The following is a 23,640-nucleotide window of genomic DNA, read 5'->3' on the forward strand; positions in this document are numbered from 1 at the left end:
ATTCTCCCATACCCATTACTAGACGACCCTTATTTATCAATGCACTATTTTGTTATTCTGTCAATGCGTAAGTCCTAAATTATTTTCAGTTGGTGGCTTATCACAATTTTTATGATTCGGCTTATTGCACAGTTTTTCTTAACTATTCAAAAATTTACAAGTCAACTTCGCCATAATTTGAGCTTGAGTTTGTGGCAACCCGTGAGCAGCATTGGGAATAATTACTAACTCTGCCCCCGCTATCTCGTTAGCGTAGGTTTCACAGTGCCATAGAGGAATTGTTTCGTCGCTATCTGCTGCGATAACTAAGGTAGGAATTTGCAATTTGTGAATTTCTTTTTCTACTGTATCAACTGCGTCTTCCGGTCGCATCCGACTCATTAAAAATGACCTTGCTACTGATTGAGACATTAACTCCCTGCGCCACCCGGAAATTTGCTGCAATTTCTCACTTTTTCCAGCTAAACTAGCAAAAGGTTTTGCCAACTGCAAAGCCCAATCAACGGCTGGGGTTTCCCACAACAGCGGCCGCAAAGCATCATATTGACCGCAAAAACTATCGTCCCGAATTCCCGCTGGGGCTGCTAATACTAAACTGCTGACAGAATTAGGATATTTTAGGGAATATGCAGATGCTACCCAACCGCCAAAAGAATGTCCGATGATGCAGCAGGGTTCGATATTTAGTTGTTCTACAACTTGCCGCACAAAAGCAACTTCTACAGCTACGTCGTAGCGGATTTCTGGTTTGCTGGATTCTCCAAAACCCAACATATCTAAACTGATGCACCGAAACTGAGATTGCAATAACTCAATTAACGGCAGCCAGCAAGTCTTTTCTCCTAAGAAACCGTGCAGCATCAATAAGGGTCTGCCGCACCCGATGTCGAGGTAGGCGGCTGTTTGGGTGGTGCTATTGACAAATGTAGTTAATGTGTGCGTTTGTCCTCGAAGTGCTTGAGACTGCATGGGTGATCGACTCCTAATAGGTAAGATACATTTGTAAAGGATTGTAACAAAAAAGCAGTTCAAACGTTAAACTTCATTACGGAGTACACAGTTAGAAATAGACCATGATATTGTCTATGATTATTAGAAAACACTACAAACCCAAAGCAGGAGAACACTTTGAACTCTACTTTAAAACAGTACCCGGCTTGCTCTCTTCGCGAAGATGTCAGTGAGTACGTAGCACACCTACAGCTTCACATGACGTTACAAGCTCGCAACTTGCTCCCTACCATTACCACCGCTAAGGATAGTCGCGAACAACTGTTGCAGCAGACTCAGGCTCATTTTGAGAAACGTGTTTCTCGACAAGCTATTTAAACAAATTTAACGATCGCCCGCGGTCGATCGAACTTTCCCATATTTCAGCATCCCAGAAACCCGGTAGCCTCAACAATACCGGGTTTCTTTTGGGCTAATTATGCAGGGGCCCGGTTTTGGGTAATATGCGTTCGGTGTGTTTTAAATTTAATGTCTATGCGAATTCCGATTATTGCATTTTTGACTTTGGCGGCGCTGGCTGGTGGCGAATTGGCAGCGCAGGCGATTGATCCGAGTGCCGCACCGACTGAGGCGGAGTTTAGAGGGGGAACCGCAGAGGCGCAGAGGGCGCAGAGGGAGGAGGATGAGGTCATTGGTGACAACTTAACGTCAAACCGACCATCTATGTTGTTTGTAGCGAAGTCTCGATCCCCCCTAGCCCTTAATAAGGGGGGGACAAGAAATATGCTCAAAGTCCCCCTTCTTAAGGGGGATTTAGGGGGATCTAGACTAGATGACAAGCGACATTTGTTATCGCTTCCAGTCTTAAATAGTCACCAATCGGATGAGGTGAATCCAACTGTGCAGGATTTGCCGGCATCCGATGAGCTCGCAGCTTCTCCAGAAGTACGCGCGGCGCAGCTCTCCCCTAGGGAATCTCCCTCATATCGTGTCCGGTTGCATAATAATAAAATTGAGTCAACAGTTAACACTCAACCATTGAGTTTTTCCACCCCAAGTCCACAGTCAACAGTCACCAGTCAACAGTCAACAATCATTCCGGTGCAACCGGGAGTGATATCACTCAAGTCCAGCCATCATAAAGATTTTACATCTCTGTTAAAAACTCCGGCGACGATCGCGGCCAACGCCGAAATCCCCGAAGCAGTAAACAGCAACGCCCGACACCTAGGCGGTACTCTACAAATCAGTCAAGCGACTAATGCTGAGGGCGTTTATGTTGCAGAGGTAAAAATTCGCTTTGTCAATTCCCGAGGCGAAGCTGTTGATAAAAAAGGGAATCCAATTGAGGGCAGAATTTCGGAAGATTTTATCCGAGGTGAGCTCAAACTCAAGGCGGGGGATAACTACAGCCGGGAAGTTGTACGATCGGATTTACAGCAGTTGCAGCAATTGGGATTGTTTGACAAAGTGACGGTTTCGATCGAAGAAGTTGGCACGGATGTTAATGTAATCTACAACGTTCAAGAGCGATCGGCTCGCTCTTTTAGCGTCAGTGCCACTCTTAGTGATGATGTTGGCGTTGCTGTTCCTCTTTCGTATACCGATCGAACTTTCGGTACCAACCCCCAGCGGCTAGCGGTGGAACTTGAACCCAGCCTCCGAGGTATCCAGTACGATGTCGAGTTTGTCAGCCCTTACGTTGCCGCCGAAGACCGTTTGGGATACAGTGTGAGAGCTTTTGGCGATCGCAGAATATCGGAAATTTTCAACAAAGATATTGATTTGCCCAACGGGAACCGAGTTCGGGAAATTCGGGTGGGGGGAAATCTCAGGTTTACCAGACCTTTGGGCGATTGGCAATCGACTTTGGGGCTGAATTATACAAACATCAGTACGCGCGATCGCAACTTAAATATCGCCCGCCGCGACGAACTCGGCAATCCTCTCACATTCAGTGGCAGCGGCGTTGACGAGTTATACACTGTTTCTTTCGGTGCGATGCTCGATCGGCGGGACAATCCCTTCAACCCCACCAGTGGCTCAATTCTCAGCCTCAGCACCGAGCAGTCGATACCTCTGGGGCGAGGTAACATTGTGAGTAATCGGCTGTTAGCAAATTATATACAGTATGTACCAGTAACTTTGCTCGGCATCAGCGAGTCCGAAGCCTTGCCTGAAATGCTGGCTTTTAACTTGCAAGCGGGGACGGTAATCGGGGATTTGCCACCAACGGAAGCTTTTCGCCTCGGCGGTCGCAATTCCGTGCGGGGTTACGACGGCGGGGATATTGGCAGCGGCCGGAGTTATTTTTTGGCTTCGGGTGAATATCGGTTTCCTGTGGGTCAAGATGTTGGCGGCGTGATATTTGTTGATTTTGCGTCGGATTTGGGAACGGGAGATAGTGTACTCGGAAAACCGGCTGTAGTTAGGGACAAACCGGGGACTGGGGCGGGTGTTGGGGTGGGTGTGAGGGTGCGATCGTCCTTTGGATTAATTCGGTTAGATATGGCTGTTAGCGACTCCGGCGACCTCAAATTTATACTCGGTACAAAGCAACGGTTTTAACAATAGTGCAACAGATCATATAAATTCCGGTTGCACTCCTTCGGAATTGTTGACTGTTGACTGTTGACTGTTGACTGTTGACGGGCTGGTCGAAAAACTGAATGGTTGAGAGTTAACTGTTGACTCGATTTTATTATTCCGATGCAACGGGAAACGATATCAGTTAACCCACAGTGTGAAACAGATTTTGGGCGACTCAATTGCCGCCAAAGCCGTTGGCCGGACATCATCAAACCTATCAGTCTCGGCTGGCGGGGTGTCGGTGATTTCTGCTAAGGATAGGGTAAATTGTCGATCGAATAATTGAGTTTGATGTCTTTCCTCAGCCCAACCTCCAAAATTTGTAGTAGTAATCGAAATTGAGTGAAATACAGCACCTCGGTAAGGACACAACAATGTTGTATCCCTACTGTGTTGTAGGCAATTGACAATTGCTATATTGATTTATGCTCGTAAATGCTTAACGCTTTGGTTTCTTCACATCAACAGTTTTCGGCTTAGCCGCCGGAGTGCGGGGATAAAACTTAAACTTATTGAGCGCAGCACTTGCCGATTTAGCCACACCGCTATCTATATCTCGCAAAGCTTTTTGTAGCAGCGGAATCACTTTTTCAGACTTAATCATTGCTAGTGCTTCCACAGCAGCTTCGCGCACCTCCGGGTTAAGATCTTGAGCTAATTTACCCAAGGTTTCTATTGCTCGCTGACCTTCCGATCTCAGAGCATTAGCAGCAGCCATTTTACCTAAAGCCGACGCTGCAAACTTGCGGGTTTCTTTGTCCTCACTTTGAACACAACCCATCAACTGCGGTAGGGAATAGATTGGTGCTTGTCTGGCAATTGGAAGCTGTTGTTCGACTTCTGGTTGATGTAAATCAATTGGTTGGGGTTCCGAAAAATCTGTGTAATTTAACTCTTCTTCAACTTCTGTTTGATTTAACTCACTTGACAGTTCCTGCCAAACTTCTTCTTGTGATAAACCTTCGGAAAATTCTGTTGAAGTTAACTGACTGAACTGCTGCTCCGGGACTTCTTGTTGTACATTACTCTCGTACTGCTCTTGCAAAGACCTGATAGTAGCTTGCATCTGAGCTTCGTGCTCTCTCAACTGCTCGTGAGCCGCTTGCAACTGACTCTCGTATTGCTCTTGCAAAGCCTCCATATTTAACTGCAGCTCAACCTCGCGGTTCTCATATTCCTCGGCAGTTTGCCTCAAGCGAATTTCGTGTTCATTTTGCAAGTTTTGCAAATGTTGCTCCATCTGAGCTTGATAATTTATATGCAATTCGTCAGCAACTCTAAGTAAATGATGTTCGTGTTCTGCTTGCAAAGATTGAATATTTTGCTGCATCCTAGCATTGTTAGTGGCTTCTAATTCCTCGCTAATTTGTCGCCGCAGCTCATGCTCGTCTATGTTGGCAAATGGTTGGGGCTGACTGTCGCGTTCTGCCAAAACTTGTTGGAGCTGACTGTCACGTTCTGCCTGAACTTGTTGGAGCTGATTTTCATATTGAGCTGCAACTTGTTGGAGCTGGTTTTCGTATTGGGTAGTAACTTGTCTGAGTAAATTTTCGTGTTCGATAGTAGCTTTTCTAAGCTGATTTTCCCGTTCTCCTTGCTGAGATTCGACAGCTTGTTGCACCCGAGACATCTGAGCTAATTCTATTTCCTCACTAATTCTGCGAGTTTGCTGCAAGTATTCTTGCTTTTGCTTCTTTAAGCGCTTTTCCACTAACCAGTAAGCAACTGCTACCCCTGCCAAAAAACCTACGATCGCTCCTATGATACCCACAACTGAGATCCTCCCGACAAAATAGTGATGCTGGACTTTTTACATTTAACCATATAGCCTCCTGTAACCGCCCAGTAGCAACAGCCAGGCTGTCACTGCGAGCCAGTGAACCGCCACCGCAGGCCAGATAGAACCGCTTTGCAGGTATGCGAGGGAGCACGCAACTCCCAAAATTGCCGCCAGTAGCAAAAATACTGGATTCATAAAGGTCGATCGACCAACCGGGTAAAAAGTCAGCGCGTTCAGCGGGTGGTAAAGTATAAAAACCGCCAAACTCGCGCCTCCCCAAAACCACAGCATTAACCCAGAAGCCTTCTCGAACGGGTGTGGCAGCATTAACACGCGGAACAATAATTCCTCGGTGATGCCCGGACTTAACAAACAGCCAATGAGCACTCCCACAATTGTACGCCGAGAGGTTTGCACGTCTACTTTTAGAAATCCCGACCAAAAACCGACGGAAAGAGCGATCAAAGTGTAAACCAGCGCGAGCATAGCTGTAACCAGCCAATCAGTGAAATCGGGAATAGTTGAAAAAGCTAGGGTGACGCGGCGTATCAGGAATCCCGGCAGCGCCATCGCGCTAAAATTTAACATAATCAAACTGATCCTTAAAATTTTCAAACAGATGTTAGCAGTAAGTTGAGCCGTTTATTATGCAAAACCAATCACCCCCGCCCGTCAGAGTCCGCGTTTTTGTTTCGGGATTAGTTCAAGGAGTAGGATACCGATATTCAACAAGGAATCAAGCAAAGTATTTCGGCCTGGGCGGCTGGGTAAGAAATCTCCCCGATGGGCGAGTCGAGGCTGTCTTTGAAGGCGGCAAAAAAGCTGTTGAAGGAATGATTAGTTGGTGTCGCCGCGGCCCCACCGGTGCTACGGTTAGTGAGTTGGTTTTGGAATACGAAGACCCGGAGGGCGATTCCCTTCAAGATAGCTCTGTCGCGCGTACTTTTGAGATCCGCCGATAAAACAATAAAGGGAATAATCTGCGGTTGAAACTGCCACTATACAAACGAAGTCTGCCTAGTCTACGGCAGGCTTCGCCCAAGCAGACTAAAGAATGAATCGGATGATAAAAAGCGCGAATTTGGTATTGCCAATTTATCAATGATGAGCAAGTTGACTTAAATTAGCAAATAACTGAGCAACTTTGGTCAAATCTTTATCTCCCGGCGCTATTTCTACGCCGCTGGAAAGGTCAACACCGCTGAAGTTATTGCCGATCGCGCTATCAATTGCATTTAAAATATTATCGGGTGTTAAACCGCCCGCCAGCAGCCAAGGACACTGCGGTCTAAACTCTGATAACATCATCCAGTCGATCGTTTTACCAGTACCGCCCAATTGCCCTGGATGGTAAGCATCCAGCAGTAAAGTATCGACACGAACAGCATAAACAGCAGCGGTGGCTAAAGTTTCAGGAGTCTTAACTCTCAGGGCTTTGATAATTTCAATTCCCGGCAAAAACTCCCGCAGTCGATCGCAATATTCCGCTGTTTCATCTCCATGCAACTGCACCCCGCTTAAATTTGACTCTACCGCTACTTGACAGATATTTTCTATTGTGGTGTTGGCAAAAACGCCGATGCGATCGACATTTTCCGGCAACTGCTCGACAATCAGGCGAATTGTTTCTGGGCTGACATAGCGGGGGGAAGCCGGCACGCAGATAAACCCCAAAGCCTGGGCTCCCAAGCGGGCGATCGCAATTCCTTGGTCTAATTTAGTGATTCCGCAAATTTTAACCCGCAATCCGACTCCTCCCTTCCGAATTTGTATCAAAATATAAACGAATTGTTAACTATTAAAACAAATCTTAGTTTAATGCAAAACGCTTTTTATAATCTTGGAAATCAATATATCTGTGAAATCAGGAGATAAGAAAGTGATCAACTCATCTTTGCTGTTAGCCGTACAATCTACCGCTCCCTCAACACCAGAGTGGTCGCCACTGGTAGGACTGACAATGATTTTATGCAATTTGCTGGCGATCACGATCGGCTACTACGGCATCTCCAAGCAAAACCGAGGCAAGGGCCCAGCTTTACCCGTTGCACTCCCTGGAATGTTCAAAGGCTTCGGCGTACCAGAATTGCTGGCAACAGCCAGCTTCGGTCACTTGCTCGGAGCCGGAGTAATCTTGGGCTTGGGTAACGCCGGAGTTCTGTAAAAATCAGGGGAAAGGCAAAGGCAAGGGGTAGAAAAGATATAATAGAAACTCTTTCTTGCTCTCCTTTCCCAGGAAACTTCATGCAGACAGGTTGGCGAATCGGCTCTTTATTTGGCATCCCCCTAGTTATAGATTATTCGTGGTTTATAATTTTAGCTTTAGCAACCCGCGAATACGCCAGCAGTTACCGCCTGTGGGGGCCTGCGCTCTCCTGGAGTGCGGGGTTAGCAATAGCTCTGCTACTGTTTGCTTCCGTGCTCTTGCACGAACTCGGACACAGCTTGGCGGCGATATCGCAAGGCATTAAAGTTAATTCTATTACCTTATTCTTATTTGGCGGAGTAGCTTCGATCGACTCGGAATCAAAAACTCCCGGTCAAGCTTTTCAAGTAGCTATTGCCGGCCCTCTCGTCAGCTTTGCGTTGTTTTTAATCCTCGGTTTGGGTTCTCAAGTTCTTCCCCCGAAAAGTTTGTTAGCAATTGTCACCGAAAGGGTAGCACTAATCAATCTCGTTTTGGGATTATTTAACTTAATTCCCGGTCTACCTTTGGATGGAGGACAAGTTTTAAAAGCAGCAATTTGGAAAATCACTGGCTCTCGATTTGCCGGCGTTCGCTGGGCGGCAAAAACCGGACAAGTTTTAGGTTGGCTGGCTGTTGCTTTGGGTCTGAGTTTATGCTTTTTAGCGCGCGAGTACGGCGGCTTGTGGATTGCGCTGATCGGCTGGTTTGGCATTCGCAATGCCACTGCTTATAGCCAAGTTACTTCCCTGCAAGAAGCCCTGCTCAAAATTAAAGCCAGCGATGCGATGAGCCGCGAGTTTCGAGTTGTAGATGCAGATTTGACTCTGCGAGAATTTGCCGATCGCTATTTGTTAGAAGTCAATCCGTTTCCATTTTACATTGCTGCGACCAACGGCCGGGATTTGGGGTTAGTGTCGATCGACGATATCCGCTTCACAGAACGCAGTCAATGGCAAGTTCAGACTTTGCACAACATTTTGAAACCCCTGGGAAAAACCCCCACAGTCTCCGAAAAAGCATCCATCGCCGAAGTAATTAACAGCCTGGAAGCCCGTCAACTCCCCCGAATCATCGTCCTCTCGCCGATTGGTTCAGTAGCGGGGACGATCGATCGGGGCGACGTGGTTAAAGTTTTGGCAAAATACCTCAAACCCCAGATTTCAATGGCCGACATCAAGCGCAGCAAAGAAGAAAACAGCTATCCGCAGGGATTGCAGTTAAGTGCGATCGCCAAAACTGCACAGGAAAATTAAAAATTGGGCATCGGTAAGGGGCATTAGTGATAAGTTAAGATGTAGCAAACTTTGTCACTCAGGGTTCAAACATTAAATTTTATGCCCAAATTCTTTAATAGAATTTCTCATAAATTGGGGGAGGGACGTTGGAAAAAGTTAACTCATTCCTTCCCTTTCCCTGACTTGCAGCCTCTTGCTATTATCTGGATTGTCGTGACGGGAACTCTATTGGGAGTGAGGCACTTAGGCGGGTTGCAGCCACTAGAATTAAATGCTTACGACCTCATGGTGCAGTTGCGGCCAGATCGGGGTCCTGACCCCAGGTTGCTGGTAGTAACAATCACAGATCAGGACATTAATACTATTGAAAAATGGCCAATTTCAGATCGCACTTTAGCAAAAGCGATCGCCAAAATAGCGCGTCTTGAACCCACATCTATTGGCATAGATATGCTTCGCAATGTTCCCTACGAACCGGGGAATGCAGAATTAGTCACTCAATGGAAAAACCCCAAAGTAATCCCCATTACCTTAATCGGCAACTCTGAATACGATCGAGTGCCACCACCTCGTAACATACCAGATAAGCGGATAGGATTTAACGATTTAGTCGTCGATCCCGACGGTATAGTGCGTCGCAATTTGATGTTTGTTGGCGATGGTAAAACGACACTGACTTCATTTTCAATGCGGCTAGCTTTGGCTTATTTCAATAGCAAAAATATAGATAATAAAATAACCGAAAAAAATGAAATTCAGGTAGACAAGACAGTATTTTCAAAGCTGCAATCGAACTCAGGAGGTTATCAGAACATTGCTGACCAAGGCTATCAAATATTGCTCAATTACCGCTCTCCTAAAAATATACCCAAGACCGTGACACTAACTCAAGTGTTGGAGGGAAAAGTTGATCCTAAATTGGTGAAGGGTAAAATAGTGCTAATAGGCGTTACAGCCCTAAGTGTCAACGATTTATTTTTTACCCCTTACAGCGCTACTGGAAACGGAAACCAGCCGATGCCTGGGGTATTAATTCACGCAACGGCCACCAGCCAAATTCTCAGCGCAGTTTTAGATGGCAAAGGGCTATTTTGGTATTGGGATGAATGGCAAGAAATTCTATGGATCGCTGTTTGGAGTGCAGTGGGTGGCTGTTTAGCTTGGCGGCTAGAAAAATCGCTGAATTTGATGGGAAGTGCGATCGCAGCTTGCGGCTCATTATTTGGATTGACCTTTTTCCTCTTCATGCAACAGGGGTGGATACCTGTAATCACTCCAGCCCTGGCACTTTTAATCACCGCAGGAGTCGCAGTCACCTATAAGTACGAGCAGTCGAGGCAACAGCAAGGGATTGTGATGAAATTATTAGGACAACAAACTTCACCCGCGATCGCAAATGCCCTGTGGAAAGAGCGCGTCCATCTGCTCGAATCAGGGTTATTGCCAGGGCAAAAAGTTACTGCTACGATCATCCTCACCGACTTGCAGGGTTTTAGTACAATCTCCGAAAAACTACCGCCAGAAGTGGTAATGAGTTGGTTAAATGAGTATTTATCAGCAATGGCGCAAGAAGTCCAAGAACATCAAGGCGTGATTAATAAATTTACCGGAGATGGAATGCTGGCAGTATTTGGCGTACCCATTCCCCGCACCACTCCAGAAGAAATTGCAGAAGATGCTCGCCTCGCCGTATCTTGCGCTCTAGCTATAAGTTCGCGCTTGCCAGAAATGAATCAAAATTGGCTCACACGCGGTTTACCAGCCGCAAAAATGCGAGTAGGCATCTTTACAGGGCCTGTTATGGTGGGTAGTCTGGGAGGCACAACCCGTTTAGAATATGGAGTGATCGGCGACAGCGTAAATATTGCCTCTCGACTCGAAAGCTGCGAAAAGGATCGGCAAGAGGACACTTGCCGGATATTGATTGCAGAAGAAACCTTTCTGCATCTGGCCGACCAATTGGAGGTAGAATCTTGGGGACCTTTGCCTTTAAAAGGCAGGGAACAAAAAGTTAATGTCTACCGGATTTTGGGAAGGAAAAATAAATAAAAAGAGAGAATCTCTCCCTAAAAAATTATGAAACTAATGAAAATAATTACTAAGTTTATCCTCAACCTGACATCAGTTGGCTTAATAGTATTGATCGCCACACTTAACGCTTCCCAATTTGCAGTTATGGGGCAGACTCCCAACGTAGATGGCAAGCCACCTACTCGATCGGGAGGGCCGCGCTTCGTTCAGCCCCGTGAAGATATAGACGATCGTCCCCCCACTCAACCGAGACGGCTTGTGCGCGGTGGCTGCGCGAGCATTAGTCAGGTAGGTCTCACACCCTTAGTGCCTAAAAATAAGATCGGACGGACGGTTTCCGACTATCCAACATTCTTTTTCTACTTGCCTAAAACAGAGGCGGAATCAGCCGAATTTATCCTACAAGATCAAAGCGGCAAGGAGATTTATAAACAGGATCTCACAATTAGCAATTTATCAGGGGTGATCGGCGTTAGTATCCCCGCTAACAAAAATGTGCCTTCCTTGGAATTAGGCAAAAGTTACCGTTGGAATTTTACAGTGATTTGCGACTCTCAAGACAGATCGAGCGATCAGATCGAAAGCGGTAGTGTACGGCGAGTTGAACTCAGTGCAGATATCCGCAGTCAATTAGAGAAGGCCGATGTGCGCCAGAAAACCGTTATTTATGCTGAAAATGGGATTTGGCAAGATGCCCTCAGCACTTTAGCTGCGGCTCGCCAAGCCAATCCTAATGATGCAGAATTAGCTGCTGATTGGGAAAGCTTGCTAGAGTCTGTGAAATTGGGCAAAATTGCCAAAGAGCCGATCGTTGAAATTGAGGCGCAGCCATAACAAAATACCAAGAGTCCCAACTTCTTAAAGAAGTCTGGACTCTAATATATTAATTTTATTACAGTTTCAATCAAAACATTTCCATCTTAAGATAGAGGTGAATTCACAGGAATTAATTCCTGTCTAAAAAGTTGAGAAAAGACATCCAAATCCGGCTGTAAACGCATAGAACCCTAATTAAAAGAATGCTTTAAAAAATGAAAAAAATCACTAAGTTTTTCCTAAATTTGACATCAGTTGGCTCAATATTATCGATCGCCACACTTAACGCTTTCCAATTAACCGTTGTGGGACAGCCGACTCCAAACGTAGATGGTCAGCCAATCACTCAACCGGGAAGGGTGCGCTTCGTTGGGCCTACTGAAGATAATTTGTCGTCACTACAATATCGACAACGAGGGCAGATCAAGGCAAGACCTAGATGCGATGATAACAGAAAGCTAAAAGCCTTAGTACCAGAAAGTCAAATCGGACGGACTGTTTCGGAATATCCTGTATTCTTTTTCTACTTGCCTAAAACAGACGCGCCACTAGCTGAGTTTGCCCTGGAAGATGAAGAGGGGAATTTTATATATGAAACTACCCTAAAAATTAACAATGTACCAGGAGTCATGAGCGTTAGTATTCCCGCCAATAAGAATGTGCCGCCCTTGGAAGCAGGCAAAAGTTACCGTGGGTCTATTGCATTGATTTGCGACTCTGAGGACAGATCCGGAGATGCGGTAGCAACAGGTATTGTACGGCGAGTTGAACTGAGTGCAGATATCCGCAGTCAATTAGAGAAGGCCGATGCGCGCCAGAAAACGGTTATTTATGCTGAAAATGGGATTTGGCAAGATGCCCTCAGCACCCTAGCTGCGGCTCGCCAAGCCAATCCTAACGATGCAGAATTAGCTGCTGATTGGGAAAGCTTGCTAGAGTCAGTGAAATTGGGCAAAATTGCCAAAGAGCCGATCGTTGAAATTGAGCAGCAGCCATAGATGAGTTTTCCGATTTTAGATTGGCGATTTTAGCGAGATACCCGACTTCTTCAAGAAGTTAGGTATCTAGTATCTAATATATTTTCCTTCTTCCTTCTTTTTTCAACATCTGCTATATCCTGCCATTCCTGATCCGAAAGCGGCTGCACTTTCAAATCAATCTCCAAACAGCGACAAGCCGTCGCACTCAAAACATCAATTACAGTGGCAATCAAATTATCCCCTCCTTCAGATAGAGGTAATTGCACAGGAATTAATTCCTCTTCAAACACTTGAGAAAACAAACAAACATCCGGCTGCAAACGCATCGAACCGTGCTGCAAAATAGCATCACCCCGTCGCAATTGCGCGCTACCAATTAACTTGCAGCCATCAGCGGTAACTAAATCCGCACCCGTCGCAGTACCAAAACAATTCGGATTGTGAATATAACCCCTTCCCGCTTCCCCGTATTGCAAATCCAAACCCATCGCCCTCCAACCCTCAATCAAAAACTCGCAAATAGTCTGATAAGCTTTCATACGGCTGCTTCCAAATCCCGACGCCACAACTGCATAAGTTAAATCCCCTTGATGCAACACTGCGCGCCCGCCGCTGGGCCTCCTCACCAACTCCACAGGCATTCCCTGCCAAGACAACTGCTGCCAAAACTCCGGCCATCGGCGCTGGTGGTAGCCCAAGGAAATCGCCGCCGGTTGCCAGGTGTAAAATCGCAGAGTTGGCGGATGTTTGCCCGCTAGATGCTGTTCCAGTAGCCATTGGTCGATCGCCATCTGCACGCTACCAGACGCCGACAACAGTGGAATTAAACGCCATACAGAATTAGCCATCAGTCCCCAGTCCTGAGTTTGCACTCAATAATTCACAGAATGTTTTAAAATTAGTAACAGTTTTTTGGGCCTGTCTTCTAATTTGGTGCAAGTTTCACGCCCGCCGGTGCTTTAGAAATAAATAGAAAAAATAATCGCAGAACCATGAGCAACAGTGTAATTGTCATTAACGACGAAAAATTTGAAACAGAAGTCCTGAAAGCAGAGCAACCAGTGCTTGCCTATTTTTGGGCGAGTTGGTGCGGGCCTTGCAAACTGATCGCGCCTTCGGTAGACTGGGTGGCGGCCAACTACAGCGATCGGCTGAAAGTGGTTAAAATGGAAATTGACCCCAATCCTAATACTGTCAAGCAGTATAAAGTAGAAGGAGTTCCAGCTCTCAGGCTGTTTAAAAATGCCGAAGTAGTGCTGTCTCACGAGGGAGCTATTACTAAACAAACTTTGGTCGGTTTGCTCGACGCTCACTTATAAAGTTTGGAAATGATTCGGGAGTTTCCAACTCCCAACTTACAACTATATAAATCGCAAATATTTTTTTAACATCTCTCTTTTCTCCTCGATATTCCTCTCTGACTCTGCGCCCTCTGCCCTCTCTGCGGTTACTAAAAAAAATCACAAAGTCAATAAAAATGCCATATAAAAAATAATTGATATCAAATAAAAATATTCCTTAAAATTCCCCGAAACTATAGAAAATATGCAATTTGCTAAACGTTTAGAACCACTGCAATTTAATGTATTTGCCGATATGGATCGGGCAAAAGCTCAAGCTAGAGCAGCGGGGCAAAATGTGATTGACTTGTCTCTGGGTTCTTCGGATTTGCCGGCGGCTGCTCACATTACAGATGCGATCGCCCATTCTCTGTCCGACACCAGCACCCACGGCTATTTGCTATTTAACGGCACAAGAGATTTTCGGGAAGCAGTAGCTATTTGGTACGAGCAAAAATTTGGAATTGCAGTCAATCCAGAAACAGAAGTGCTGCCGTTAATTGGTTCCCAAGAAGGCACGGCGCATATGCCTTTAGCTGTACTCAACCCTGGAGATTTTGCTTTGTTGCTCGATCCGGGCTATCCTTCCCACGCGGGCGGTGTGCATTTGGCTGGCGGTCAAATTTATCCGATGCCGATATTAGCAGAAAATGCGTTTTTGCCGATATTTGAAGATATTCCGACAGCAGTGCTGGCTGAGTCGAAGATGATGGTTTTGAGCTATCCTCACAATCCTACAACTGCGATCGCCCCGGTTGCTTTTTTTGAGAAAGCTGTGGCTTTTTGTCGAGAACATCGGCTGGTTTTAGTGCACGATTTCCCTTATGTGGATTTGGTGTTTGACGATCGCAATTCTGCAATTGAGGCGACTGGTAACGAGGAAGAATATCGAAAATTGATGGCACCGTCAATATTTCAGGCGGATCGAGATAAGAGTGTGGCGATCGAGTTTTTTACACTATCCAAATCCTACAGTATGGGAGGTTTTCGAGTCGGATATGCGATCGGCAATTCCGAACTAATTGCAGCGCTGCGACAGGTAAAAGCCGCAGTGGACTTCAACCAATATCGAGGGATTTTAAACGGAGCGATCTCCGCATTAACAGGCCCTCAAGATACCGTCAGAACCAGCGTAGAAACCTTCAGAAAACGGCGGGATGCCTTTGTAAACGCGCTACAGGGCATCGGCTGGCAAGTCCCAGTACCCCCCGCTACCATGTACGTCTGGGCGAAACTGCCGGAACCTTGGGCCAACGATTCCGTGAAATTTTGCACTCAGCTAGTACAGAGTACAGGAGTCGCAGCTTCCCCCGGTGCCGGTTTCGGGAAATCAGGAGAAGGCTACGTGCGATTTGCCTTAGTCGAGTCGCCAGCAATTTTGGAAACAGCAGTTAGAAAAATTGCTGAGTTTCTAAGTTGAGCTATGTAATCTGTCTCAACTTAACCCGCAACACCCTCGTGATATCGTTTCCGGTTGCATCGGAATAATAAAATCTAGTCAACAGTTAACACTCAACCATTCAGTTTTTCGACCCGCCCGTCAACAGTCAACAGTCAACAGTCAACAATAATTCCGGTGCAACCGGAATTGATATGAGACTTAAGCCCACCAGACTTGAGCTTTTAGGCAGGGGTTAGAACCCCTGCCGGACTGGGGTTTTGACGTTTTTGGACACAGGAAGAAGGGCACGGCGTCTAAGTGCTTACCCGCAGATTAAGATGGATGCAATTGCTAAAATAGTGTGATTTATACCTAAAGGAATAGATATTTGCACGCAGTATCTGTCACAATCTTTTTTAAGAAATATTAACGTGAGACATCTTGGGAATTACCAGTTCCGCTCACCCACTCTAAAAATCCTTGCAGTGAATTCTGTCGGAGTAGCGATTGTTCCGTAGCGGCGAGCGCACACCCGAAAAAGACCACACTGCCCAAAATTGCAATCAGCGGCAAAGGCTTGCCCAGCCCAAAGTCCCGCTGAAGGCGAGCTAACGGTCTGCTCTCGCGCCTGAGCATCTTTCCCACCGTCAGTTGTTTGAGACTAAAAGGATCGCGCACAAAATGACCGCTCCAGCTAATTACCATATGAGAATGACAGTGGGGACAAGTGAATAGTCCACTGACCATCCCGACTGGGCCTACGACGCTGGAACGGTTGCAGATCGGGCACGTGACAGAATGAGTGTTATAGGTAGGAGCGTTCATAACTGTTTTTCTTGAGTAAAAAAAACTAACAAGTAATTGGGAGCCTGTGTTAACGCCAAAGGTATAGACCTTGAGAGGCACTTTTCCTTAATTCCTAGTTTACCGCTCCGATCGGGTCGATCGGAGCTCACTGCTTGGGAAAACCTTCAACTTGCCAATCCCGCAACGAGTGCAAGTCTGGAGCACAGGTGAGATTATATTGCAAAGGAGTTACGGTTATTCTGTTGTCGCGAATAGCTTTTACGTCTGTAGGAATATCATGCGGCACCGCCGAATCGGCGATTTCTTCTACATCTTCTAACAATTCCCCAGCTAGCCAATAATAAGTTTTGCCGCGCGGATCGGTGCGCTTTTGAAATATGTCGAAATAGCGGCGAATGCCTTGACGGGCGATCGCAACTCCGGTAATTTCTGCTTGTGTGACTGCTGGTATGTTGACATTCAACAGCATCGGTTTCGCCATTGGCTGTTTTTCCAACTGTGCCAGCAAGCTGACAGCGAAATCCACCGCCGGCCCAAATTCCTGCGAAGTAAAGCTGGCGAGGCTGAAAGCAATGCTGGGAATCCCTTCCATAATTCCTTCCATTGCGGCCGAAACCGTACCCGAACAGATGATATCCGTGCCTAAATTGGGCCCGTGGTTGATACCGGAAAGAACAAAATCCGGCGGTTTGTCAAGTAAAGCCCACAAAGCAAGTTTCACGCAGTCGGCGGGAGTGCCCGAACAGGCCCAAGCTTGGACTGCGGGATCAAAAATAGATTCGACAATTTCGGCGCGGATGGGTTGGTGCAGAGTAAGGCCGTGGCCGGTAGCGGAGCGCTCTCTGTCGGGACAAACTACGCTCACCTCGTGGCCAGCGTCGGCGAGAGCGTTGGCGAGGCTACGGATGCCTTGTGCAAAGATGCCGTCGTCGTTGCTAATTAAAAGTTTCATTGAAATTTTTATAGGCCTTATAGCAATCTTAAACTAAATTCAACTAGGGCGATCGCTCTAACATCGAATTACCTATTACAAATTATCCGTAACTGCCGAAAATCTAAAATCTAAAATCTAAAATCTAAAATCAACAAGACTGTAGAGCCAAAATTGCGCTAAACTCAACTTGGCCCAAAACTGCCATCAATCTAAAATCTAAAATCTAAAATCTAAAATCAAAATGACTGTCCAGCTAAGCGACATTGAAACTCAACTAGAAACCCTCGGTCAAGAGTCCAAAAGTGCGATCGCCACTGCCAATACCCTCGAACAACTCGAACAGTTGCGCGTCGGCTACCTCGGCAAAAAAGGCCAACTCTCTCAAATTTTAGGCATGATGGGCAAACTGTCGCCAGACCAACGGCCCAAAGTAGGTGCGATAGCCAATACAGTCAAAGAATCCCTGCAAGCCGATTTAGAAGACAAGCGCGCCGCCCTCCAAACAGCCCAAATCCAAGCCAAATTAGCCTCAGAAACCATCGATGTCACCATGCCGGGGATTTTTCGCCCCCAAGGCCAGGTTCACCCCTTAAACGCCGTCATAGACCGCGCTCTCGATATCTTTGTCGGTCTTGGCTACACCGTCGCCAACGGCCCGGAAATGGAAACAGATTATTACAACTTCGAGGCCCTGAACACACCGCCAGACCACCCAGCGCGGGATATGCAAGATACTTTTTACCTACCAGGTGGCAACTTGCTGCGGACTCAGACATCATCGGTGCAAATTCGCTACATGGAACAGCACAAACCGCCGATTCGGATTGTCTCTCCCGGCCGCGTTTACCGCCGCGATACTGTTGATGCTACTCACGCAGCAGTCTTCCACCAAATTGAACTTTTAGCCATTGGTGAAGGTCTGACATTTACTGACTTGAAAGGCACAATTAAAGAGTTTTTGCGGCAAATGTTCGGGCAAGATTTGCCGATTCGTTTCCGCACGAGTTACTTTCCGTTTACCGAACCTTCTGCCGAAGTTGATTTGCAGTGGAACGGCAAATGGCTGGAAGTTTTGGGCTGCGGAACCGTCGATCCTAACGTTCTTAAAGGAGTCGGTTTAGACCCAGAAAAATATACTGGGTTTGCGGCAGGTTTTGGGGTCGAGCGGTTCGCAATGGTACTTTATGAAATCGACGACATTCGCCGGGTTTATGCTAGCGACTTGCGTTTTTTGCGACAATTTTAAACAAGGGCTTGGAGTCGCTTACACGAGCCGTCTAGAGGTCTTGGACGTACATCAATCTTTCAGTTTCAAGTAAGTAAGTACAAATAAACATCACTTGGGGAGAGGGCGGGTTCTGCAACGATGACTCGCCCTTACTGTAGATAAGCCCTAAAGCCGCCCCTACAAGCCCCTGCAAGATATTATTGTTTTTTTGCGCTTACCTACTTAATTTATTGTCTACTTGCCAAAAACACCCTTGATGCTGTCAACAGCGCTCTCGACAGCATTCTTGGTATTATCTACTGCTTTCTGAGTCCGAGCTGAATCTTCCGATGCTCTTTTCTCAATTGTGGCCGCATCTTTCTTAGCTTTGCGCTCTACTACACTACCATCCTCCGATGCTCGATCGACTTTAGCAGCATTTGTCTTGGCAGTTTCCTTAACTTTATCTTCTGTATCTCGGATGAAATTCTTGGTTCGTCCAGCATCTTTGCTGGCTTTTTCTTGAACCCCATCGCCCGCATCTGCTGCTGCGATCAAGTTTACAGCAGGAGATGCCATTGCTGCGGTGTTGGAGAAGAACGCACCAGACCAGACGAAAGCCATCGCTGACAGGCAAAGCACAGTTGTAGCCATCAAGCGCCCTAAAGTCGAAAGTCGTTTCGTAAAATAATTCAGTTTCATAGAATACAAAATGAGAGATGACATTCTATTTTTACTCGATCAGAGCGATCGGCGTAACCGTTCTCTAGATAGAGGTTATCCGCCGGCGAGCGGTTAAAAAAGTTCAGTCTTTTGATAGATTCAAGCAAGGAATGTCAGTCACTTTTAGATTTTAGATTTTAGATTTAAAATTTTAGAGTTGACTCCCCAGCCGCCATTTGGAAGCTTCAACTTTGGTGAGTCGATTAAAGATTCAAGATTAAACAATTGACTTCACAGCCGGAGCGCTAATCCGCGCGCTTAAGTAGGTAGGCGGAAAAAATTATGTTTATGTAAAAAAACATTAACTAGCGTGATTCAACTTAAATTTAACACAGTGTTTACGGTCAGTAAGTAGGTGCACATAAACTTTAGTATGTCACCGACTATCAAGCTATCATCAATCGGGCGATTGTTTGGGTAAAATATCGCTTCTAAAGAGCGTTTCACGGAGTGAATATCGCTTTGGACTACATAGATATTTTGCCGCTCATCTACTTAGTTAGGAATAGGTTGTTCCCAAAATTGTGCGTGGGAGATCAACATAATAATACTTTAAATGACTAATCACAATTTAGTAAAAAAGTCAATACCGTTTCATCAATTCCCTTTAGTTTCAAAGGCTTATATTTAACAATGCGATTTTCCTCAACATAATCTGCCACTGCCGCCGAAATCAGCACCGTGTTTGGTTCCGTCACCTCTTGCAAGCGGGCGGCAATATTCACACTCGGCCCGATCGCAGTATAATCCGATCGATCAGGGCCGCCAAACATCCCCACCACCGCAGTACCCTGGTGAATTCCGCAGCGAAACCGCACCGGAGACACGCCATTTTCCCCAACAATTCCCTGCTCCAACCAGCCCTTGTTAAGCTCCTTCAGAGCTTGTAGCATTTGGCCAGCAGCAGCCACAGCGCGGCGTACTTGCTCATTAGGGCTTAGTTCCTCCGGCGCGCCAAAGAAAGCCATTACCGCATCTCCAACAAACTTGTCCACCGTACCGCCACTGTCAAAAATAGCCTTAGTCATTGCCGCCAAATATTCATTCAACAGCTCAGCTACCCGGCGTGAGCGCAGCGTATTTGCCATTTGAGTAAAACCGACAATATCGCTAAACAAAATAGTAATCAATCGCGGTTCTGGGCGCAAATCCAAGGCCAAATCTCCAGCCGCTGCGGCCTTCACCATCGCCGGTGGCAAAAATCGGCGCAGCACCGATTCAGTTAAATAACTGTTCAACTGCTGTACTCGGCGCTCGTTTTGTTTGAGGGCGATCAAATTCCGCACTTCTGCCAACAATTCTCGATCATTAAAAGGCTTGGACAAATAAGCATCCGCACCCCTTTCTACTCCTTCAATTCGAGTATCTTCATCGGCTTTAGCAGTCAGCAAAATTGCCGGAGTTCCCTGCAATTCCTCATCCTCTCGAATCATCCGAATCAAATCCAATCCCGAAATCAAAGGCATCATCAAATCAGTTATAATTAAATTAGGGCGACGTTTTTTAGCTACCGCAAATCCTTCTTCTCCGTTGCGCGCCAACAAAACTGCAAAGCCGGCATCTCGCAGAATTGCCGACACATAAAAGCGCAAATCGGGATTGTCGTCAACCACCAAAACCGTTCCCACTGCTGTTTCTGATTTGATCGCTTGGAGCGCCTCTAAATTATGATTTTCAGCCTCATTTTCCGACAACTCCGCCTCCACATCTGCCAGTTCAACCGCAGCTTTCGATGAGTGAAACTCTGCAGGTATTTCTAGTACCTGTTCCGGGGGCAAGTGAGTCGAACCGAAGTGCAGCCAAACGGTAAAAGTAGTACCTTCGCCGTAAACAGATTCAACTGAAATTTGACCGCCATGGAGTTCGACTAATTCTTTGACAAGTGCCAAACCTAAGCCGCTGCCTTCATAGGAACGGCTAGCTGAACCTTCGGCTTGGCGAAAGCGCTCGAATAAATAGGGAATTTGTTCGGTGCGAATGCCGATACCTGTGTCTTTTACTTGCAACAAACAGTGAGCACCAGCAGATTCAACTTTCAGGGTGATAGTTCCGCCTTCGGGGGTAAATTTGACAGCATTTGACAGCAGGTTGTAAATAACTTTATCAAATCTTTCCAAGTCCAAATAAAGTAAAGGACATTCTTGCAGTTGGGTAATTAAGTGCAGTCCTTTTTTCTCGCAGTAGGCGCGGAACGACTCTGCGGTAGAGTAACAGAAACCGACTAAATCGCACGGGCGAAAACTTGGCTGCATCCGTCCAGCATCGAGCCGCTGCAAGTCCAGCAGTTGATTTACCAAGCGCAGGAGGCGACGGGAATTACGCAAAGCGATTACGGCTTGTTCGTAGGGTAAGTCTTCTTTGCGTCTACAAGCTGATTCCAGAGGGCCGATAGTTAGAGTTAGAGGGGTGCGGAACTCGTGGGAGATATTTTGGAAAAATTCGGTTTTGAGCCGATCGGCTTCCAAAAGCCTTTCTGCCTGCTGTCTGGTAGTCTGGTAGAGGCGCGACTGCTGCACGGCTAGAGCAGCTTGAGTTGCGACTATTTGAGCCAGGTCAATGTCTGAGATGTTCCAGCGGCGGATGCTGTGATTTTGGCGCAGGGAAATGCTGCCGATGATTTTGCCTTCTGAGAGTAAGGGAACGACTAACAGGGCGCGGGCTGGCGATCGAACTTGCAGTTCTGTAACATTTAACTCGGGGTGTTCATCGAGATCTTCGATCGCCACCGGCTCTTTTGATACCATAACTTGCAGCAACAGTGGATTGCCCCGAATCGGCACCAAAGACTGTGGCAAAGAAGGATGGGCAAAAACCCAGGCGCGAGTGTTCTCAGCAGCATCGCCAGAAGCCGTCTCGTAGCCCAGAGAGTTCACAACTACTTCTGGATTGTCAATAAAACCCTGTTCTACAGCCACGGTATCCATATCTGTGTCGTATAGCCCCACGCATTGGACGTATTCATCATCTTCAGTCCACAGAGATAGGGCGCAGCCGTCAACTTGCAAAGCTTGGCCGAGTTGTTGAGTAATGGCTGCAAAAATATTTTGGGGATCGAGACTCGATCGAATTGCCGTAGTAATAGTATTGACTAAGGCCTCGCGCTTGGCCAGCGCCCGCACCTGTTCGTAAGCCCGGGCTTGAGAAAGCGCCAAAGCCGCTTGGTCTGCCACCGTAATTACCAACTGTACCTCGTGGTCTTGCCACTGGCGCGGTTCCTCAAACTGGTGCAGCGCCAAGACTGCCATCAGTTCGATTTTGTAAAACAACGGTACGATCAAGCTCGATCGAATATTTGCAGCTTCGTAAGCCTGCTGTCGTTGCTGATTATCCCAGTTTAAAACTCGATCGTCAGTTTGGGCATCTTGAATCACCTCCACATCCAGAGTTTCCCAAACCAAATCCGGCAGCAAATCCGGGGAGAGTTCGGCAGCAGAAGCATCTCCGGGCGTGACTTCCTCATCGCCCCCCAACCCTTTAGTTTCTGCCTTCTGGTAAACGAACCACTCATCGGCCACCCGGCCGTCTTGGAACGGCCGCAGCAGACAGCAACTCACCTCAAACATCTGCCCGACAGTTTCCACAATTCTTTGCAGCATTTGCTGGTAATTGGGAGCCGATCGGATAGTATTGGTAACGGCATAAAGCAGCGATTCTTGGCTCAAAGCACGGCGCAGTTCATTGGTGCGCGTTTTCAGAAGATTGTGAGTCTCAACAGCTTGACTGACAAGATTGATCAGCTCTTGAGCATCCCAAGGCTTGGTAACGTATTTAAATACTTTGCCAGCGTTAATAGCTTCAACTAAATCTTCAACATCCGTATAGCCAGTTAAAATAATTCGGATCACGTCGGGGTACTGAGCCGCCGTCAGGCTGAGAAACTCCGTACCGCTCATTTTTGGCATTCGCTGGTCGGAGATAATCACCGCAACTTCTCCCTCTTTTGCCAAAATTTCGAGCGCAGCGGGGCCAGATTCGGCTCTGAGCACTTTGTAGTCTCGATGAAAGGTGCGGTAAAGCAAGTCGAGGTTATCCGGTTCGTCATCGACGATCAGAATTTTTAGCTTAGGATTTTCTTGGGAATTCATGCACCGTTCTCCTGTGCCCCGGGGCTGTTCGATTTAATAAGTCTGATCAAATGAAGAATTCGCCGATTTAAATTGCTGAAGTCATAGCATTTTCGATTTTCGATTTTCGATTTTCGATTGCGAATGACTGATGACATAAGGGTTGCGATTTTGCCTAGAGTGCCATTATTTCGGGAAAAAGGTATCACAATAATTCGTCGATATGAAGTTGTTGTGAGTGTGCGAGGCAAGCATCAACCTTGATTTTTGATGTCTGGGTTTTCAATTCGGAATTCTTCTGAGCCACAGTTATCTGTCGTGCACCCCAATTTTATTATTTAATGATATTCACATAAACTCGTCTCCCGATAATTTTCCTTCACCCCTTACCTTTATGCAGCCGGAGAGCAAACACAAATCTGGCTATTTGAACTGCCGTCTGGATTTCTCAGAATACATAGGAATAACCGTCCTGATTGTGAGTTGATTTGCCAAATTTATGTTTGCTCCTGGCTCCTGGGACTATTTTATTTGGTATGTGAAAGCTGCCCGCAGCAAGATAGAATAGACAACCAACATCTTCGCCTGTGTTTTTTCCCACAAGTAATAGCAAC

At 46.6% G+C, this 23,640-nt stretch carries 21 protein-coding genes; 11 read left to right on the forward strand and 10 right to left on the reverse strand.

What is annotated here, in order from left to right:
* Positions 1-138: 138 nt before the first annotated feature.
* The gene (locus QUA24_RS23125) at positions 139-969 is read right to left on the reverse strand and encodes an alpha/beta hydrolase (RefSeq protein ID WP_333232376.1); all 831 of its coding nucleotides are present in this window, start codon (positions 967-969) and stop codon (positions 139-141) included.
* Between the two features lie 159 nt (positions 970-1,128).
* On the opposite strand from QUA24_RS23125, the gene QUA24_RS23130 reads away from it, so the two are divergent.
* Together QUA24_RS23130 and QUA24_RS23135 are read left to right on the forward strand one after the other, a co-directional pair.
* A complete protein-coding gene (locus tag QUA24_RS23130; RefSeq protein WP_006634481.1) occupies positions 1,129-1,329 on the forward strand; it encodes a hypothetical protein in 201 nt (66 codons plus the stop codon).
* Positions 1,330-1,485: 156 nt separating this feature from the next.
* Positions 1,486-3,519 carry a BamA/TamA family outer membrane protein gene (locus tag QUA24_RS23135; protein WP_333232378.1) on the forward strand — a complete coding sequence of 678 codons (2,034 nt, stop codon included), beginning with the start codon at positions 1,486-1,488 and terminating at the stop codon, positions 3,517-3,519.
* A gap of 159 nt (positions 3,520-3,678) precedes the next feature.
* Here the strand turns inward: QUA24_RS23135 and QUA24_RS23140 are convergent, their stop codons facing one another.
* From QUA24_RS23140 to QUA24_RS23150, 3 genes are all read right to left on the reverse strand, one after another.
* Positions 3,679-3,915 (reverse strand): hypothetical protein, encoded by a 237-nt coding sequence (locus tag QUA24_RS23140; RefSeq protein WP_333232380.1) that lies wholly within the window; start codon positions 3,913-3,915, stop codon positions 3,679-3,681.
* A 64-nt stretch (positions 3,916-3,979) separates the two neighbouring features.
* A complete protein-coding gene (locus tag QUA24_RS23145; RefSeq protein ID WP_333232382.1) occupies positions 3,980-5,311 on the reverse strand; it encodes a HEAT repeat domain-containing protein in 1,332 nt (443 codons plus the stop codon).
* 45 nt (positions 5,312-5,356) lie between these two features.
* Entirely contained in the window at positions 5,357-5,908 is a 552-nt protein-coding gene (locus QUA24_RS23150; RefSeq protein ID WP_333232384.1) for a CPBP family glutamic-type intramembrane protease, read from the reverse strand.
* 59 nt (positions 5,909-5,967) lie between these two features.
* Between QUA24_RS23150 and QUA24_RS23155 the strand changes: the two genes are divergently transcribed.
* Positions 5,968-6,282, forward strand: coding sequence for an acylphosphatase (locus QUA24_RS23155; protein ID WP_333168585.1), 315 nt, complete (start codon positions 5,968-5,970; stop codon positions 6,280-6,282).
* A 136-nt stretch (positions 6,283-6,418) separates the two neighbouring features.
* On the opposite strand, the gene QUA24_RS23160 is transcribed toward QUA24_RS23155, so the two are convergent.
* Positions 6,419-7,066, reverse strand: coding sequence for a phosphoribosylanthranilate isomerase (locus tag QUA24_RS23160; protein WP_333232386.1), 648 nt, complete (start codon positions 7,064-7,066; stop codon positions 6,419-6,421).
* Between the two features lie 133 nt (positions 7,067-7,199).
* On the opposite strand from QUA24_RS23160, the gene psaK reads away from it, so the two are divergent.
* The 5 genes from psaK to QUA24_RS23185 all read left to right on the forward strand — a co-directional run bounded on the left by psaK (position 7,200) and on the right by QUA24_RS23185 (position 12,588).
* Complete coding sequence (gene psaK / locus QUA24_RS23165; protein ID WP_333070476.1) at positions 7,200-7,484, forward strand: photosystem I reaction center subunit PsaK; 285 nt, start codon at positions 7,200-7,202, stop codon at positions 7,482-7,484.
* An 80-nt stretch (positions 7,485-7,564) separates the two neighbouring features.
* Entirely contained in the window at positions 7,565-8,761 is a 1,197-nt protein-coding gene (locus QUA24_RS23170; protein WP_333232388.1) for a site-2 protease family protein, read from the forward strand.
* Between the two features lie 81 nt (positions 8,762-8,842).
* Positions 8,843-10,792, forward strand: coding sequence for an adenylate/guanylate cyclase domain-containing protein (locus QUA24_RS23175; RefSeq protein WP_333232390.1), 1,950 nt, complete (start codon positions 8,843-8,845; stop codon positions 10,790-10,792).
* A 27-nt stretch (positions 10,793-10,819) separates the two neighbouring features.
* Positions 10,820-11,608, forward strand: coding sequence for a DUF928 domain-containing protein (locus QUA24_RS23180; protein WP_333232392.1), 789 nt, complete (start codon positions 10,820-10,822; stop codon positions 11,606-11,608).
* 197 nt (positions 11,609-11,805) lie between these two features.
* The gene (locus QUA24_RS23185) at positions 11,806-12,588 is read left to right on the forward strand and encodes a DUF928 domain-containing protein (protein WP_333232394.1); all 783 of its coding nucleotides are present in this window, start codon (positions 11,806-11,808) and stop codon (positions 12,586-12,588) included.
* A 50-nt stretch (positions 12,589-12,638) separates the two neighbouring features.
* Here QUA24_RS23185 and QUA24_RS23190 read toward each other — a convergent pair whose 3' ends face one another.
* Positions 12,639-13,418 (reverse strand): biotin/lipoate A/B protein ligase family protein, encoded by a 780-nt coding sequence (locus tag QUA24_RS23190; RefSeq protein ID WP_333232396.1) that lies wholly within the window; start codon positions 13,416-13,418, stop codon positions 12,639-12,641.
* Between the two features lie 144 nt (positions 13,419-13,562).
* On the opposite strand from QUA24_RS23190, the gene QUA24_RS23195 reads away from it, so the two are divergent.
* Positions 13,563-13,889, forward strand: a complete 327-nt coding sequence (locus QUA24_RS23195) for a thioredoxin family protein (protein WP_015177073.1) — start codon at positions 13,563-13,565, stop codon at positions 13,887-13,889.
* Positions 13,890-14,115: 226 nt separating this feature from the next.
* The gene (locus QUA24_RS23200; protein WP_333232397.1) at positions 14,116-15,330 is read left to right on the forward strand and encodes an LL-diaminopimelate aminotransferase; all 1,215 of its coding nucleotides are present in this window, start codon (positions 14,116-14,118) and stop codon (positions 15,328-15,330) included.
* A 387-nt stretch (positions 15,331-15,717) separates the two neighbouring features.
* On the opposite strand, the gene QUA24_RS23205 is transcribed toward QUA24_RS23200, so the two are convergent.
* Together QUA24_RS23205 and surE are read right to left on the reverse strand one after the other, a co-directional pair.
* On the reverse strand, positions 15,718-16,116 hold the full coding sequence (locus tag QUA24_RS23205; protein WP_333215869.1) for a hypothetical protein: 399 nt from the start codon (positions 16,114-16,116) through the stop codon (positions 15,718-15,720).
* Between the two features lie 127 nt (positions 16,117-16,243).
* A complete protein-coding gene (gene surE, locus QUA24_RS23210; RefSeq protein WP_333232399.1) occupies positions 16,244-17,050 on the reverse strand; it encodes a 5'/3'-nucleotidase SurE in 807 nt (268 codons plus the stop codon).
* Positions 17,051-17,273: 223 nt separating this feature from the next.
* Here surE and pheS point away from each other — a divergent pair, with 223 nt between their 5' ends.
* Positions 17,274-18,278: a phenylalanine--tRNA ligase subunit alpha gene (pheS, locus tag QUA24_RS23215; protein ID WP_333232401.1), complete on the forward strand. Its 1,005-nt coding sequence runs from the start codon at positions 17,274-17,276 to the stop codon at positions 18,276-18,278.
* 216 nt (positions 18,279-18,494) lie between these two features.
* Here the strand turns inward: pheS and QUA24_RS23220 are convergent, their stop codons facing one another.
* Together QUA24_RS23220 and QUA24_RS23225 are read right to left on the reverse strand one after the other, a co-directional pair.
* Positions 18,495-18,965, reverse strand: coding sequence for a hypothetical protein (locus QUA24_RS23220; RefSeq protein ID WP_333232402.1), 471 nt, complete (start codon positions 18,963-18,965; stop codon positions 18,495-18,497).
* 557 nt (positions 18,966-19,522) lie between these two features.
* Positions 19,523-23,047, reverse strand: a complete 3,525-nt coding sequence (locus tag QUA24_RS23225; RefSeq protein WP_333232404.1) for a response regulator — start codon at positions 23,045-23,047, stop codon at positions 19,523-19,525.
* Positions 23,048-23,640: the final 593 nt, after the last annotated feature.

It is taken from the genome of Microcoleus sp. Pol12B5 (assembly GCF_036701335.1).
Taxonomy (GTDB): domain Bacteria; phylum Cyanobacteriota; class Cyanobacteriia; order Cyanobacteriales; family Microcoleaceae; genus Microcoleus.